Raw genomic sequence first — 15,794 nt, forward strand, 5'->3', positions numbered from 1 at the left:
CGCCGTGGCCAGCGGGACCGCTCCCGACCCCGACCGGCCGGAGTTGGCCGAGCTGTGGCGGCTGGCCCGACAGGCCGTCGAGAGTGAACGCTCGGCATTCCGCCTGGAGGTGCCCGACGCCGCGACCGCGGAGGCCCTTGGCGCCGTCCTGGGCCGCCCGCTGCGCCATCCGGGCCGGGTCTCGCTGTCGTTGCGGGTGCTCCGCGACCGGCTCGCCCGGTTCGACCTTGACCTGGACCGGGTCCTGCGGTCGGTGCCGGGCGGCGCGGTGGCCGGGGCGGCCGGCCAGGACGAGGGGCGGCGCTTCGTCGAGCAGGTGCTCTCCGCCGCGCTGGCGGGGGAGGGGTTCGTCGGGGTGCCGTGGGCGGCGGCCTGGATCGACACCGTCGCCCGGGACGGCCGCGTCGTGCCGGCGCTGTTCCCCGCCCTGGCACGGCGGGCCGCCGCCATCCTGGCGGCTCTTCACCTCGAGCCCGGTTCCCCGCCCGGGCGCATGCTCGACCGCGCGGAGCTGGCCGCATCGGTGGCCGGCAGTGCCCACGCACTCGACGGTGACCAGCTCCTCGCCCGCCTGGTGCTGCAGGCAGCGGCGCTCGCGCACGGCTGCCCGTTCCCGCGATCGGATGCCGAGCGGGCGGCCCTGTGGCGGCGCTGTGGGGCGCGGGGGTCGACGCCCTGACGTCCCTCGTCGGGAGGTCGACAGGTCTGCCACGAACGGCGACCTGCGTGCCATCCCCGCGCACGCCCTGGTTCCATAACCTACTTTGAAGTAGGTTATGCCCGTCGCCGCAGGAACCCGGACAGAACCGCATTGAGGGAGGCCCGATGCGCGTCGTGCCGCGACGGCTCTTCGGTCGGCTTACCGCCCTGCTTTCCGCCCTGTTGATCGCCGGACTGGTGGGCGCGGCGCCGGCGAGCGCCGACCCGGCGCCGACCAGCCTGCTGACCCCGCCGGGCGCGAACGACTGGTCGTGCAAGCCTAGCGCCGAGCACCCCTACCCGGTGGTGCTCCTGCACGCCACGTTCCTGAACAGCTCGAGCTGGTCCGCCCTGGCTCCCACGCTCGCGCAGGAGGGCTACTGCGTCTACGCGCTCAACTACGGGGGCTCGTTCGTCGGCGGGGACCTCATCGGAGGACTGGGCCCGATGGCGAAGTCCGCCGAGCAGATCTCCGCATTCGTCGACCGGGTTCGGACGGCGACCAGCAGCGAGAAGGTCGACATCGTCGGACACTCCCAGGGCGGCATGCTGCCCCGGTACTACATGAAGTTCCTGGGCGGGGCGGACAAGGTGCACTCGCTGGTCGGGGTGGCCCCGGACAACCACGGCACCACCTGGGGCGCGATCGGCTGGCTGATCAGGTTCTTCCCACCGGCGACGAACCTCGTGTGCACGTCGTGCACCGAGCAGCTCCGCGACTCCGACTTCATCAAGAAGCTCAACGAGGGCGGGGAAACTCTGCCGGGGGTGCACTACACCGTCATCGCGACCAAGTACGACGAGTTCGCCACCCCGTACACCACGGCCTTCCTGGACGGCCCGGACGTCAAGAACATCACCATCCAGGACGTGTGCCCGAACAACCGGGTGGAGCACCTGGGACTACCGGCCGACCCGGACGCCGTCCACCTGGTGCTCAACGCACTCGACCCGGAGCACGCAACCCCCGTGCGCTGCTCCTGACGACCTCACCACTACTGACATGACCACTGCTGACATGCCTGCCGGCTGGGCGGGTCCGGGCCGGACCCGCCCAGCCGGCACTCTTCCCCTTCCGAAACGGGCGAGCCGTTGTCCGTGACAGTGGATGTGGTCTCCGCGCCCGTGACGTCGAGGGCACGCCCGATCGCGCTAGCCCTGCCGGCAGTCCGCCAGCTTCTTGCGTGCCTCGTCGACGGCCTTGCCGGCCTCGGTGGCCTTGGCGTTGGCGTTGTCGAGGTCCTCCTTGGCCTGCGTGCGGCTGGCGATGGCCTGCGTGGCGTCGGCCAGCAACCGGGCGACCTCGGCGCTCTCCGCCGCCGAATGACCACTGTTGGCGGCGGCATCGTCGGCCGTCTTGTTGGCCGCGTCGGCGGCCTTCCCGGCGTCGGCCAACCTGCCCTCGGCCGCCTTGACCACGGTCTCGGCCGCGCTCCTGGTCCGTTCCGCGGCTGTGACCGCCTTCTCCTGTTCGGTGCATGACGCGGCGCGGGAGCCGGAGTCGGAACCGTCGCAGGCGGCGACGAACGTGGCGGTCACGAGAGCGATCGCGGTCAATGCCGCCCTCATCGTCATGCGTGCCACTCTGTTGGTCCTCATGGTGATTGCCGTCCCCCTTGCCCAGGGCGTTCCGGTCGCGCCTCGACGAATCCGTCCACACAGGACACAGCCGCTGCGGCGGCCACACCCGTCTCGCTTGATCGGCGTGCCAAGGGCAGAGTTACCGAAATATGGGATGAGCCACAGAAGGGCGGATAGCGGGCCCGGTCGGACACGCGCCGGGGCGAGGTGTCCCTGCGACTCCCGCCGGGTCCGGCGGCGCCGCGATTCCCGCCGGGACCTAGACTCGGCGCGATGACCAGCGGGGATCACCAGGACGACGACGGGCGGCGGTTGCTCCGCCACCACGGCGACGTGGACACCGCACCCGGGCTGGTCGACTTCGCGGTCAACGTGCGGCGGGACCGCCCACCCACCTGGCTCCGCGACCGGCTCGCCGCCGCCCTCGACCGGCTCGGCTCCTACCCAGGTGCGGCCGACGACCTCGCAGCCCGCGCCGCAGTGGCGCAGCGACACGATCGGCACCCCGACGAGGTGCTGGTGCTCAACGGTGGCGCCGAGGGCTTCGCCCTGCTGCCCACGCTGCAACCCCGGCACGCCGCCCTCATCCATCCGTCCTTCACCGAGCCGGACGTGGTGCTCACCGACGCGGGCGTGCCCCTCACCCGCGTGCTTCTCGATCCCGCCGAGGACTACGCGCTCCGCCCGGAGCTGGTCCCCGACGACGCCGACCTGGTGGTACTGGGCAACCCCACCAACCCCACCTCGGTCCTCCACCCGGCGCAGGCGGTGTGCCGGCTGGCTCGCCGGGGTCGCGTTCTCGTCGTCGACGAGGCGTTCGCCGACGCGGTCCCGGGCGAACCCGCATCGCTCGCGGGCGACCGGACCACTCCCGGGCTTCTCGTCCTGCGCAGCCTCACCAAGACCTGGGCGCTGCCCGGCCTCCGCGCCGGCTACGCACTCGCGGCACCTGAGCTGCTCAACCGCCTCGCCGCTGGCCGGCCGCACTGGCCGGTGGGCACCCTGGTGTTGGAGGCGGTGCGAGCCTGCTGCGAACCGCACGCACTCGCCGAAGCAGAGACCGCCGCCCGACAAACGGCACGGCACCGCGCCGACCTGGCCGCCGCGCTCGCCGCTCTGCCGGGCGTCCAGGTGCGGCAACCGGCCGCCGCCCCCTTCCTTCTCCTGCGGGTGCCGGACGGACCCCGGGTGCGGGCCGGGCTCCGCGCCCGGGGCATCGCGGTGCGCCGCGCCGACACCTTCCCCGGCCTGGATCCCGACCACACCCGCGTCGCGGTGCGGACCCCCGAGCAGAACGCCCTGCTGGTCGCCGCACTGCGCGCCGAACTGACCATGGAGGTTTCCGCTTGAGCCCGACCGTCGCCGACGTCGTCGCGGTCCTGGAGGCCGCCTACCCGCCCGCGCTCGCCGAGCCGTGGGATGCGGTCGGCCTCGTCTGCGGCGACCCCGACGAGCCGGTGCGGCGGGTGCTCGTCTGCGTCGACCCGGTCGAGGTCGCCATCGACGAGGCGATCGAACGAGAGGCACAGCTCCTCGTCGCCCACCACCCGCTGATGTTGCGCGGCGTCAACGCCGTTCCCGCCAACAGCGCCAAAGGACGGGCGGTGCACCGCCTGATCCGTTCCGGGGCCGCCTTGTTCTGCGCGCACACCAACGCCGACTCGGCCGACCCGGGAGTCTCCGACGCCTTCGCCGAGGCACTCGGGCTCACCATCACCGGACCCTTGGATCCCAAGCCCGCCGAGCCGAAGGACGCGCTGAGCGTCACGGTGCCGGTGGGTGATGTCCAACGTCTGCTCGACGCGCTCGCCGAGGCAGGCGCCGGACGCATGGGCCGGTACGCCGACGCCGCGTGGTTCACCGACGGCACCGGCCAGTACCGGCCGCTCGACGGCGCGACGCCCACCCTCGGCACCGTCGGTGAGCTGCACCGGGAGCCGGAGACCCGGATCGAGACCGCATTCCCGCGGCATCGCCGACCCGCCGTGCTCGCCGCGCTGCACGCCACCCATCCGTACGAGTCCCCGGCCTACGACTTGCACGAGTTGGTCGCCGAGCCGTCGACCCGCGGCCTCGGCCGGATCGGGGAACTACCCGAAGCCGAGCCACTCGGGGACTTCGCCCAGCGTGTCGCCGACGCCCTGCCCACCACGGCGTGGGGTGTGCGCGCGGCCGGTGATCCGGACCGCCCGGTGCGCACGGTCGCGGTGTGCGGCGGCGCCGGCGACTCGTACCTGGACCGCGCCACCCGTGCCGGAGTGGACGCCTATGTCACCGCCGACCTGCGGCACCACCCGGCCGGCGAGCACCTGGCCCGCGGTGACGTGCCCGGCGTGACGGTGCCGGCCCTGGTCGACGTGGCGCACTGGGCCAGCGAGTGGCCCTGGTGCCACCAGGCGGCCGACGTCATCCGCACCGGTCTCGGCGGTACGGTCGAGGTTCTCGTCTCCACCCGCCGCACCGACCCGTGGACGGTCGGGGCGACACCCAGCCCGAGCCGGAGGAACCCCGCGTGAAAGCAGAACCCGCCGCCCAGCGACGGCTGCTCGACCTCGCCACGATCGACACCGAGCTGACCCGCGTCGCGCACCGCCGCCGCACGCTGCCCGAGCTCGCCGAGATCGTCGAGGTGGAGAAGGGCCTGCAGGCCCGGCGGGACGCCGTGGTCAAGGTCGAGACCACCCTGGGCGACCTGGACCGGGACACCCGCCGGCTGGAGACCGAGATCGAGCAGGTGCGTGCCCGCGAGGAGCGGGACCGCAAGCTGCTCGACGCCGGCACCGTGGGCGCCAAACAGACCGTGGACCTGCAGCACGAGCTGACCAGCCTGGCCCGCCGCCGCGGCGTCCTGGAGGACGAGCTGCTGGAGGTCATGGAGCGGCACGAGGCCGTCGAGATGGACGTCGCGTACGCCCGCGGGCAGCTGGCCGAGGCCGAGCAGAAGCTCGCCGAGGCGCAGGGCCGCCGCGACGCCGTCCTGGCCGACCTGGACGTGGTCGAGACCCGGCGCAGCGACGAGCGCAAGAGACTGGCCAGCGAGCTGCCCGGCGAGCTGGTGAGTCTCTACGAGCGGATCCGTGCCAACAAGGGTGCCGGTGCGGCGCTGCTGCGGGCCCGGCGGTGCGAGGCTTGCCGGCTGGAGCTGGACCGGATCGCCATCGCCGAGCTGCGCCAGGCGCTGTCCGACGACGTGGTGCGCTGCCCGGAGTGCGGCGTCATCCTGGTGCGCACCGGGGAGTCGGGCCTGTGAGGGCACTGGTCGAGTGCGACGGCGGCGCCCGGGGCAACCCCGGCCCGGCCGGGTACGGCGCGGTGGTGCGGGATGCGGACACCGGCGAGGTACTCGCCGAGCGGTCCGGCGGTCTCGGCGTGACCACCAACAACGTCGCCGAGTACGAGGGCCTGCTCGCCGGGCTGCGCGCCGCTGTGGAGCTGGGCGCCACCGACGTCGAGGTCCGGATGGACTCCAAGCTCATCGTCGAGCAGATGAGCGGGCGCTGGAAGGTCAAGCAGCCGCACCTCAAGCCGCTCGCCCTGGAGGCGAGCCGGCTGGCCCGCGGCCTCACCCGCGTCCGCTACACCTGGGTGCCGCGGGCCCGCAACGCCCACGCCGACCGGCTGGCCAACGAGGCGATGGACACCCAGGCCGGCAAGACCGTCACCCGGGGGGAGGAGGACCCGCCCGCGCCCGAGCGTCCGGCGCCGGCCCGCGGGGAGCACGATCGCCCAGAGCAGACGGGACCGCCCGCGGGCTGGACCGGCGCCGTCGGCGAGCCCACCCGCTTCTTCCTGCTCCGGCACGGCCAGACCGCGATGTCGGTGGAGCGCCGCTACTCGGGTCGGGGCGAGGTGCCGCTCACCGCGATCGGGGAGCAGCAGGCCACCGCGGCCGCGAAGCGGCTGGCGGGGGTGGACGGCATCACGGCCGTGGTCAGCTCGCCGCTCGGGCGCGCCAGGCAGACCGCGCAGGCCGTGGCCGACGCGATCGGCGTCGAGATGGTGGTGCACCAGGGCTTGGTGGAAACCGACTTCGGCGCGTGGGAGGGGCTGACCTTCGCCGAGGCGGCGGCCCGCGACCCGGAGGTGCACCGGCGGTGGCTCGGTGACCCGTCCGTTCCGCCCCCGGGCGGGGAGAGCTTCGACCAGGTCCACCGGCGGGTGCGGCGTGCCAGGGATGACCTGATCACTCGGTACGGCGGCACGGGCGTGGTGGTGGTCAGCCACGTGACGCCGATCAAGTGCCTGCTGCGCATGGCTCTGGACGTGGGGCCCTCGCTGCTGTTCCGGCTACACCTGGACCTGGCCTCGCTGTCCGTGGCCGAGTTCTACCCGGACGGCAACGCCTCGGTGCGCTTGGTCAACGACACCTCGTACCTGCGCTGACGGCACCGTGGCGTGATCGAGCCCTGCCGGGCGCGGTCCGTGTGCCGCGGGCTCCGGGGATCTGCGGCGCTCCCGGTGGGAGCCGGGGTTCCCAGTACGGCCAGGACGTACGATGGACGACAGCGGACGAGCTGACCGGGCGGCCGCGTCGGCACGCTCTGGCGTGTCGCCGAGGAAAGTCCGGACTCCACAGGGCAGGGTGGTTGTTAACGGCAACCCGGGGCGACCCGCGGGACAGTGCCACAGAAAGCAGACCGCCCGGCGATGCGTCGGGTAAGGGTGAAAGGGTGGTGTAAGAGACCACCAGTATCCCGGGTGACCGGGATGGCTCGGTAAACCCCACCCGGAGCAAGGCCAAAAGGGCGCCGCGTGCGGTGCCTGCGCAGGCGATCGAGGGTGGCCCGCCCGATGCCTGCGGGTAGGCCGCTCGAGCCTGCCGGCGACGGCAGGCCTAGATGGATGGCCGCCGAACGGGGCTCCGCAAGGACCCCGGGAACAGGATCCGGCTTACAGGTCAGCTCGTCCGCAGCCTCCCGGATCCCCGGTGCGGTCACGGTGTGGTCGGTCCCACCGGGTCCGCCAGTCGTGCCGACAGCGCGCGGCCCTGGGTTGCACGGCGTCGCCGTCCTGCGGCCGGAGTGGAGACTGCATGCTCCCACCCCTCTTACGTGGGACAGCGAAGGCAACGAGGCTTTCTGACTGCCGGAATTTCCGTGGACCGGCGGAACCTGGTATTGCACGGTGAAGCCGAGGGCGAAAACAACGGTGTCCGGACGCCGTCATGCCCCCGGCTGTCCGCCGTCCCCCCACCAAGAAAGCTCTGGCTCTGTGAAGGTGGGGGAGTCGGTGAGTACGAGGAGTGGAAGCGCTGCGATTCTGCCCGGACAGGTCGTAGAAGATCGGTACCGAATCGGCGAGCTGATAGGTGCCGGTGGCATGGCGGACGTGTTTTGTGCCGCGGACAGCCGGCTCGCACGCGAGGTTGCGGTCAAGGTTTTCCGGCCGGGAGCTGACGAGAAGGACCGTCAGCGGTTCCACCACGAGGCCGCCCTGCTCGCGGGACTGGACCACCCCGGACTCGTCCCGGTCTTTGATGCGGGCACCACCGGGAACGGAACCCCGTACCTGGTGATGCCACTGCTGTGCGGAGGCTCGCTCCGCGACGAGATCAATCGGGGCCCACTCGATCCGCGGTGGGTCGCCAACGTGGGTGCCGATCTGGCCGACGCCCTGGCCCATGTCCATGCCCGAGACGTGATTCACCGCGATATCAAGCCATCCAACATCCTTTTCGACTCCCAGGGCCGCAGTCGCCTGGCCGATTTCGGTATCTCGCGGCTGATCGACGCAACCCGGATCACGGCCTCCGGCATGCTCGTCGGCACCGCCGCGTATCTCGCACCGGAACAGGTGCGGGGGCAGCCGGTGGGCCCGGCCTCCGACATCTACTCGTTGGGGCTCGTTCTGCTGGAATGCGTCACGGGCGAGACCGAGTACACCGGACCGACGGTGGAAGTCGCGCTCGCGAGACTGAACCGTCCCCCGCGCATCCCGGCCACGCTGCCGACCTGGCTTGCCGAGGCATTGTCGGCGATGACAGCGATCGATCCGGCAGCACGACCGGATGCCGCAACCTGCGTGCGCCTCCTGCGCCCCGGACACAGTGGAGCAGTCGCGAGCACGGCAACGTCCACATTGACCGCGGTCCACGAGTTACCCGAGATCCGTAGCCCACGACGTCAAAAAGGGCGTCGGCGATGGTCCACGCTCCTCGGCGCAGCAGGAGCCAGCCTCACCTCGCTAGCTCTTCTTGCCTCCGATGTCGCCACCGGCACGACCACGATGGCCGAACTCTCCCCGGACACCAACACCTCGGCCGTGGCACCGGCCCCCGAGTTTGCTCCTGCCGGCTCCTCTCCCGACCAGGGTGCAGCCCCTGGTAACCCGGTGGGATCTCCAGGCGACACGACCAGAACCCCGGCCAACGGCAACGCCGCCCCAGCTGAGGGGAGCGAGCAGCCCACCACTCAGGAAAAGCCTGATCCGAATCCCGGCTCGGCCACTGGGGACACCACGGGTAACGCGAACATCGGGCGCCCTGCCGCCCCTCCGACCAACGGTGACGCCAACGAAGAACGGCGGGAGAGCAACGAGGAACGGGAGAGCGATAAGGCGGAGAAACCGGGGAACCGCGGCAGGGGGAAGGACAAGGAACACGGCAAGGGGAAGGGAGAACACGGGAGAGGCCAGCCCAGCGGCGGGGAGGCCGGCAAGGGCCGGGGGAATGGCTGAACGAAGGACGGGTTTCCGAGAGCCGAGCGAGACGCCGGGTGCGTAGCCACCGACGGTCTGCGCTCGTTAATGGGCAAGGACGCCAGCTGGGCGGAGCTCCGCGCCGCCGAGGGATCGGGATCGCATCCCCCGAACCCTTAGAGGGCCGAGGTTCCCGCGAGAAGTCCGCTGAAGCGCTCCACGGCAGGGACGCCCGAGATCCGTATGCACCGCACGCCATGTGAAGCATGAGCCGGTCGGGATGAGCTTTGCCTCGCGCTGATGCAGCCGCGCGGCGGGCGCTCGGAACCTCGGCGCCGGCCCACGCACCCCCTCCCACGCGCAGCCTGCGCACTCCGACGCAGGACGCGGAGGCTGACTCCGACGATCCCCGCCAGTAGGCCGGCTCCACGGCTCGCCCGCCCCTGCCTGGCGCCGTTGACGCATACCCGTTGGCATCATGCGGCCTCCCCGGGCCGACAGGGATCTCGGCTGCGCCAACCGGGGACTAGCCCGTTCCGGTGAGGAGATCGCTCGAACGTACGCGTGGGTTATGACACCGCGTCGCCCCGGTTCCTGGCGCGCACTCGGCGGGACGACGAACGACCGGGTCCGGGCAGGGGTCGGGTTCCCCGGTGTGCCAACGCCTCCCCACGCCGTGGCGGATGAGTGCACCGCGGGAACACCGGAAGATCCGGCGGCATACCGCCGAATGGCGGTTATTGCATCAATTTTCCTTACGATCGGGAAAAGGAAGGCGTCACCCGGCTCCGACTATCGGCTGACTTCCCGGTAGCCTCGTTGCGGCTCGTGCCCGGGCCGACACGCTCGGTCCGGGACGGCCCGGTCGGTCGTGCCATCGCCACGCCGGCACCGCATCGGTTGCCGGGGCAGGCGAGGTGCCCGGCCGGACCTCGACCATCCGCGGACGACAGGGCCGGTTTTGTGTTCTCGCAGCAGGGATCCGGGGCCGGTGCCGCCGCCCGCCCGTCGACGACCTCCGGTGGCTGCGCGTGCGTACCGTCGTCCCCCGCTCTCCCACAACGCTGTGTGACGGCGCAACTCGCAGGTGGGTGAAATGTCCCGGCACTTGGGAGATGACCGCGTCGGTGGTTCACCACACAACGGTCCCGAACGATGATGGTTGTCGGCCGGATCGGACGTATTCAGCACTCAGGGGTGGCCGTATGGTTCCACGCGGCTGGTCCCAGCATGTCCTCGGCCGGCAGGACCGGCGGGGACCGTGCCACCGTGCCACTGCTCCGCGTACCCGGGAGTAAGAGATGATCACCACGTCCCTGCAGCTGGCCCAGGAAGAGCTGGGCACACGCGGCCTCCAAGAGTGGATCGTCAACAATATGGTGCCGTTGCTGCTGCTGACGGTGGCCATACTCCTGCTGTGGCTGGGCGGGGGCCGTGGCGACAACGCCGGGGTCATGCGTCGGCTGGGCGGCGTGTTCGTCGCGCTCGCCATCATCGGGCTCGCCGTGACCGGGTCCGGTGTGGGAATCGGCAAGTGGATCGCCAGCCTGTTCAGCGGGTGAGGCCGTGCGTATCCGTACCGACGACGAGGTCTACCGGGTCGACGCCGTCTGGCTCGGCCCGCCCAGGGCGACCTTCCCCTGGCGGGTCCGCTACGTCGCCTACGGCGTGGGCATCGCCGTCTTCCTCCTCGTGCTCACCGTCGAACGACGGATGGGCATCGGCTTCAGCTTCTTCTCCACCGCGTGGGGTCTGGTGGTCACCATCGTGCTCACCAAGATCATATGCTCCCGGATCAACCACGAGCGACCGCTCACCGCGGTCAGCGTGATGTGGGGGCGGGAGCTCACCGCCCCCCGGGAGAGGCCCGCCGGCGCCGGCGGCGCGGTGACCGCCGCCCGGATCCGGGTCAACCCGACACGACCCCGGCCGCGCCGGGCGTCGTCCCGGCGCCCGCGCGGGTCCTGCGCCCGCATGAAGGAGGTACGCGGTGTTCGGAAAGCGGCGCAACCGGCGCGGCGGTGACCACCCCGCGGCCGACAGGCGGGTCTACAGCCGTCGTGGCCGACGGCTGCCGGGCGAGGCATCGATTCCCAGCTATACGCCCTCGATTGCCGCCCGCAGCATCGACGGCCATCTGCTGCGTACGTCCCAGGACGTCTACGCGTGGTACCGGCTCGCGCCGCAACGTTGGTCGTTCCGTTCCGACTCGCAACGCCAGGACCTCGTCTACGCCATCGCCGGCCAGTACGCCGAGTTGCAGGGGCGCTGGCTGCACCTGCGGGTGACCACGCGGCCCTACCCGATCCGGATGTGGGCCGAGGCGCACGTGCACAACGCCGTCAACCGGTTGCCCGACGCGCCCGGCGCGCTTTCCTTCGACGACTACATGATCGGCGAACAGCAGCAGCTGATGGGCCGCTCCATGGCGGAGAAGGAGGTGTACCTGGGGGTCCAGGTGCAGACCCGCAACGTCGTCGACCGCGCGGTGGAGCGCGCCGCTCCGGTGCTGCGCCGTATCTTCCCGGAGGCGGTGGACGCCGAGCTGGTGGCGCTGGACTCCGAGGTGGAGCACCTGGACCAGGTGATCGGCTCCTCCGGGCTGGAGGGCCGGCCGGCCACCGCCGAGGAGATGTCCTGGCTGATGCACCGCTCGTGCTCGCTGGGACTGCCCGCGCCGCGCAACATGCCCGCGGTCCCCGGCGCGGCCTGGGAACCGGAGGACTTGGCCAGCTTCACCGACGCCGCCGACTTCCACCAGGAGCCCTACGCACCCACCGTCGTCGTGCGCGGCCGCACCGGCTCCAACGCCGGAGTCCGGCGCCACGCCTGTGTCCTGACCGTCGGCACCATGCACGGTCTGCAGATCCCGGAGATCGATGACCCGTGGGTGCAGCGGTCCGACCGGCTGCCCGCGGCCGTGGAGTGGTCGGCCCGCATCTACGTGCGCCGTCCCGAGGACGTGGCCGGTGAGCTGCAGCGGCAGATGAACAAGGTGCGCTCGCAGGTCCGGCACTACACCGACGAGCACGAGCTGGAACCACCGCAGTCACTGGCCCGGCAGGCCGCCCGGGTGCTGGAGATCGACGACGAGATGACCTCCGGCTTCACCGCGCTGGCCACGCGGGTGCGTTCCTGGTGGCGGCTCGCGGTGTCCGGCCCCAGCGAACGGGATGCGCTGCGCCTGGCCCAGCAGCTGCTCGACCTCTACAAGCCGAAGATCGCCATCGAGCACCCCGAGGCGCAGTACGCGATGGCCCGGGAGTTCATCCCGGGAGAGCCGCTGGCCTCCGGCGCCTACATGCGCCGTGGCTCGGTGGTGTGGGCGGCCTCGTCCGTGCCCACCGCGACGGCCGAGGTTGGCGACCGCCGCGGCATCCTGCTCGGGGAAACCTGCACCGCCACCCGGCGTCCGGTCGCCTGGGACCCGTGGATGGCACAGGAGGTGCGGGACGGTTCCGGTCTCACCGCGATGGTCGCCGGTTTGGGTGGTGGCAAGTCGTTCCTTGGTGGTGGCGTCGTCTACAAGACGTTGCGTGCCGGCGCGCACTGGACCGTGCTCGACCCGTCTGGCCCGCTGGCGAACCTGTGTGCCCTGCCGGAGCTGCGGCCGTATGCGCGGCCGATCAATCTCCTCAATGCGCAGCCCGGGATTCTCAACCCCTACCGGGTGGTGGCCGAACCACAGCTGGAGCACTTCCTCGACGAGGACGACCCGGAACGGGCCTGGCGGCGGGAACGCGCGTTGGCCGCGGCGACCCGGCGCCGCCTGGTGCTGGACGTGTTGACCGGCCTGCTGCCCTACGAGGTCGCCCGGCTCGCGCAGACCCGGATCGTGTTGCTGCGCGCCGTGCGGACGGTCGGCGGCCGGCCGGACGCCCACCCCGGGTTGGTCTTCGACGCGTTGCGGCGCGATGCCAGTGACCACCACGAGCACGCGGTCGTGGTCGCCGACTTCCTCGACGAGATACGGGAACGCATGTCGCTGCTCATCCCCGAGCGCGACGCCGACCCGTACTCCGAGGCGCGGGACGACCGGCTCACCGTGCTCACCATGGCCGGGCTCACGCTGCCCAAGGACGGGGTGGGCCGTGAGCACTGGACCGACGCCGAGGCGCTGGGCGTGGAGCTGCTCAACCTGGCCGCCTGGCTGACCCAGCGCTCGATCTACGAGCGCCCGCGCGACGAGCGCAAGGGCGTGTGGATCGACGAGGCCTTCTTCCTGTCCGAGGTACCCACCGGCCGGGTGCTGATGAACCGGTTCGCCCGCGACTCCCGCAAGTGGAACGTCCGGGTCCTGCTGTCCTCCCAGATCCCGGCGGACTTCCTGCGGATCCAGGGATTCGTGTCCCTGCTCGACTCGGTGTTCGTCGGGCGGCTGGACGACGAGCACGCGCAGGCGGATGCGTTGCGGCTGTTGAAGGTTCCGGTGGGTGCCGGCTACGAACAGGTGGTCGCGAGCCTGGGCCGCCGGCCGGGTGGCGTGCGCACCGCCACCGAGCGGGACCGCGCGCCCCGGCAGTTCATCTTCGGCGACGGCGCCGGCGGTGTGGAGCGCATCCGCATCGACTTCAGCGGCGACCACCTCGCCCACCTGCGTGGGGCGCTGGACACCACGCCGGACGCGATGCGTGGCGAGCCCGAGGTGGCGGCCGACGTGCCTGGCGTCCCCGAGCCCGTCGCGGCGGGGTCCGCCACCCACCGGCCCGCCGTTGCCGAGCCCGACACGCTGGAGGTCGACGAGTTCGACGGCCTCGGCCTGGAGCCGGAGCCGGGCCTGGGCTCCGGGTTGGAGACGGCCGGTGTCGGCCACCGGGAGTGGGACGGCCCCGAGGGAGGCGGGTCCGGCGGGCGGTCCCGGGCGGACCGGTCCGGCCGGGACGGGCGGACATGACCACCCTGCTGGTGCTGGGGGCGGCGCTGGGCTGCCTGCTGCTCGCCCAGCGCCGACGGGCATCCCCGGCCGTGCCCGCAGCGGTCCCGCGCCGTCGTCGGCGCGGCCCGCTGCTCGTGGTCATCGCGTTGGTCGGCGCCCAGTCACTGCTCGGCGCGCCACCCGCGTTCGCCCAGAACTGCAAGGAGGCGCCCAACCCGGAACGCCCCGGCGCCGGCATGGTCGGTGCGCTCGACCCGGCACCGATGGGGACCGGCGAACCGGGCAGCGTCTACGACGAGGTCGGCTACGCCGGACTGGTCTGGCACACCTACGACCTGGGCTGTGGCCCCGAAGGCGTGCGCAACCCGAACGCGGTGATCGACACCTGGGCCGGCAACGAGCTGTTCAACGTCGGCAAGAACCTGGTGGGCGCCACCAACGGGCTGCACTACCTGCTGCTGTCCGGCGACCTGATGAAGCCGCTGGACGACCTGATCATGACCGGCACGATCGCGCTCTACAACAGCGTGTACGCGCCGTGGTTCGGGCTCGTCGCGCTGCTGCTGGCCATCGTGCTGTTCCGCCATATCTGGCGCGGCGACCTCGCCACGATCAGCAAGCGCGGCATGTGGGCGCTGGCGGCGATGTGGCTGGCCGCGGCCACCTACCTGACACCGCTGATCTACACCCACGCCCTCGACGCGATCCTGATCACCGGCACGTCCCAGGCACAGGCCGGGTTCCTGCGCGAGGTCGGCATCGACGAACGCAACGCCCTGCCGACCGTGCTGCACGACCAGGTCGTCTACCAGAACTGGAAACGGGGCGTGTTCGGCTCGCCGGACTCGCCGCAGGCCGAGCAACTCGGCCGGGACCTGGTGCGCGCGCAGGCCTGGACCAAGCAGGAGGTGGCCGAGGGCGCCGACGCCGGTTCCCCGGAACCGAAGAAGAACGCCTACAAGGAGCTGGCCAACCGGATGGGCAGTGCCTACGGCTACTTCCAGGGCGTGGACGGCAGTCGGGTCGGCGCCGGGTTCCTCGCCATGCTGCAGGGCCTGGCGTACGCGTTGTTCCAGTTCCTGGCCAAGGCGGCGATCCTGCTCGCCCAGGTGTTGCTGCGGGTGTTGATCCTGGCCGGCCCGGTCATCGGCCTGGTCGCGATGATCTTCCACGACGTGCTGCGCGCCGTGGGCCGCGCGATCGGCGCCGCACTGCTCAACGTGATCGTGCTCGCCGCGATGGCGGGCCTGCACACGCTGATGCTGACCTGGATTTTCGCTCCCGCGCGGGGTTTCTCGCTGCTCACCCAGATGTTGCTCGCCGGGTTGATCACCGTGGTGTTCCTCATCATCGGCAAGCCGGTGCGGCGGCTGTGGCAGATGGTCGAGCTGGGTGTGGGCGCCGTGGGCAGCGCGGTGCCCACCGCCGGCCCCGGCCTGTTCGGCCGGTTGCGGCGCCGGCCCGCCGGTCCCACGCCGCAGGACGAGTTCTGGGAGCAGGTGCGCGGGATGGACCCCGACGAGGTGGTCACCCCGCAGCGCACCCGGCGCCGGGGGCGGCCGGAGGCGGCCAGCCCGGTCACCGCACAGGCCGAGCGGGTCCGGCCGGCCGCCGCGGCCGCGTTGCCCGCCGGCGCGGCGGTGGCCGGTGCGGTCGCGGGTGCGATCGCCGGGCCCTCGCGCCGCTCGGACGACCCGCCGGCACTGCCCCCCGGCGGGGGTCCGCGCGGCCCGAACCGGGGCCCGGGCCGCGCGGCGGCCGCGTTGCCGTCCGGCCGCAGCCGGATGGTCGACACCTCGCCGGTGGCCGACCGCGGCTGGGACTACCACGGCGAGGACGCCGTGCTCGTGCCGTCCCGGGTCAACGGCTCCGGTCGCGCCGCCCGGGGCGGGCCCGAGCCGCGCCGGGCCGAGGTGGAGGTTGTCGCCGGACGACCGGTGTGGGTGGTGTACCGCCCGTCGCGGGGCATGGAGTTCCGCGACGGCGGCGTCCGCTGAGGCAG

General features: G+C 72.0%; 12 protein-coding genes and 1 other RNA gene. 12 read left to right on the plus strand and 1 reads right to left on the minus strand.

The annotated features are described in order from the left end of the window. Nucleotides 1–4 precede the first annotated feature (4 nt). Together IEY55_RS18825 and IEY55_RS18830 are read left to right on the plus strand one after the other, a co-directional pair. Complete coding sequence (locus tag IEY55_RS18825; RefSeq protein ID WP_189059663.1) at nucleotides 5–679, plus strand: TIGR02679 domain-containing protein; 675 nt, start codon at nucleotides 5–7, stop codon at nucleotides 677–679. Nucleotides 680–825: 146 nt separating this feature from the next. Then, nucleotides 826–1,683 carry an esterase/lipase family protein gene (locus IEY55_RS18830; RefSeq protein WP_189059665.1) on the plus strand — a complete coding sequence of 286 codons (858 nt, stop codon included), beginning with the start codon at nucleotides 826–828 and terminating at the stop codon, nucleotides 1,681–1,683. 168 nt (nucleotides 1,684–1,851) lie between these two features. On the opposite strand, the gene IEY55_RS18835 is transcribed toward IEY55_RS18830, so the two are convergent. Beyond that, on the minus strand, nucleotides 1,852–2,274 hold the full coding sequence (locus IEY55_RS18835; RefSeq protein ID WP_189059667.1) for a hypothetical protein: 423 nt from the start codon (nucleotides 2,272–2,274) through the stop codon (nucleotides 1,852–1,854). Nucleotides 2,275–2,553: 279 nt separating this feature from the next. Between IEY55_RS18835 and cobC the strand changes: the two genes are divergently transcribed. From cobC to IEY55_RS18885, 10 genes are all read left to right on the plus strand, one after another. After that, complete coding sequence (cobC, locus tag IEY55_RS18840) at nucleotides 2,554–3,630, plus strand: Rv2231c family histidinol phosphate aminotransferase CobC (protein WP_189059669.1); 1,077 nt, start codon at nucleotides 2,554–2,556, stop codon at nucleotides 3,628–3,630. Continuing rightward, the gene (locus IEY55_RS18845) at nucleotides 3,627–4,796 is read left to right on the plus strand and encodes a Nif3-like dinuclear metal center hexameric protein (RefSeq protein ID WP_189059671.1); all 1,170 of its coding nucleotides are present in this window, start codon (nucleotides 3,627–3,629) and stop codon (nucleotides 4,794–4,796) included. Before cobC ends, IEY55_RS18845 begins: the two co-directional genes overlap by 4 nt. Next, the gene (locus IEY55_RS18850; protein ID WP_189059673.1) at nucleotides 4,793–5,530 is read left to right on the plus strand and encodes a zinc ribbon domain-containing protein; all 738 of its coding nucleotides are present in this window, start codon (nucleotides 4,793–4,795) and stop codon (nucleotides 5,528–5,530) included. The genes IEY55_RS18845 and IEY55_RS18850 overlap by 4 nt, the downstream gene beginning before the upstream one ends. Continuing rightward, nucleotides 5,527–6,663: a bifunctional RNase H/acid phosphatase gene (locus tag IEY55_RS18855; RefSeq protein ID WP_189059675.1), complete on the plus strand. Its 1,137-nt coding sequence runs from the start codon at nucleotides 5,527–5,529 to the stop codon at nucleotides 6,661–6,663. The genes IEY55_RS18850 and IEY55_RS18855 overlap by 4 nt, the downstream gene beginning before the upstream one ends. Before the next feature lie 127 nt (nucleotides 6,664–6,790). Further along, an RNA gene (gene rnpB / locus IEY55_RS18860) (RNase P RNA component class A) lies at nucleotides 6,791–7,189 on the plus strand. Between the two features lie 320 nt (nucleotides 7,190–7,509). Then, a complete protein-coding gene (locus IEY55_RS18865; RefSeq protein WP_268239335.1) occupies nucleotides 7,510–8,955 on the plus strand; it encodes a serine/threonine-protein kinase in 1,446 nt (481 codons plus the stop codon). Between the two features lie 1,262 nt (nucleotides 8,956–10,217). After that, the gene (locus tag IEY55_RS18870; RefSeq protein WP_189059676.1) at nucleotides 10,218–10,478 is read left to right on the plus strand and encodes a hypothetical protein; all 261 of its coding nucleotides are present in this window, start codon (nucleotides 10,218–10,220) and stop codon (nucleotides 10,476–10,478) included. 4 nt (nucleotides 10,479–10,482) lie between these two features. After that, the gene (locus tag IEY55_RS18875; RefSeq protein WP_189059678.1) at nucleotides 10,483–10,941 is read left to right on the plus strand and encodes a hypothetical protein; all 459 of its coding nucleotides are present in this window, start codon (nucleotides 10,483–10,485) and stop codon (nucleotides 10,939–10,941) included. After that, complete coding sequence (locus IEY55_RS18880) at nucleotides 10,907–13,810, plus strand: ATP-binding protein (protein WP_229686527.1); 2,904 nt, start codon at nucleotides 10,907–10,909, stop codon at nucleotides 13,808–13,810. Before IEY55_RS18875 ends, IEY55_RS18880 begins: the two co-directional genes overlap by 35 nt. Then, nucleotides 13,807–15,789, plus strand: a complete 1,983-nt coding sequence (locus tag IEY55_RS18885) for a hypothetical protein (RefSeq protein WP_189059680.1) — start codon at nucleotides 13,807–13,809, stop codon at nucleotides 15,787–15,789. Before IEY55_RS18880 ends, IEY55_RS18885 begins: the two co-directional genes overlap by 4 nt. Nucleotides 15,790–15,794 lie beyond the last annotated feature (5 nt).

The sequence above is a fragment of the Longimycelium tulufanense genome, from assembly GCF_014645795.1.
GTDB lineage: Bacteria > Actinomycetota > Actinomycetes > Mycobacteriales > Pseudonocardiaceae > Longimycelium > Longimycelium tulufanense.

Excerpts from the sequence above, each read along its gene's own strand:
- IEY55_RS18830 (WP_189059665.1), top strand. The coding sequence starts at position 826 with ATGCGCGTCGTGCCGCGACGGCTCTTCGGTCGGCTTACCGCCCTGCTT.
- IEY55_RS18835 (WP_189059667.1), bottom strand. The coding sequence starts at position 2,274 with ATGACGATGAGGGCGGCATTGACCGCGATCGCTCTCGTGACCGCCACG.
- cobC (WP_189059669.1), top strand. The coding sequence starts at position 2,554 with ATGACCAGCGGGGATCACCAGGACGACGACGGGCGGCGGTTGCTCCGC.
- IEY55_RS18870 (WP_189059676.1), top strand. The coding sequence starts at position 10,218 with ATGATCACCACGTCCCTGCAGCTGGCCCAGGAAGAGCTGGGCACACGC.
- IEY55_RS18885 (WP_189059680.1), top strand. The coding sequence starts at position 13,807 with ATGACCACCCTGCTGGTGCTGGGGGCGGCGCTGGGCTGCCTGCTGCTC.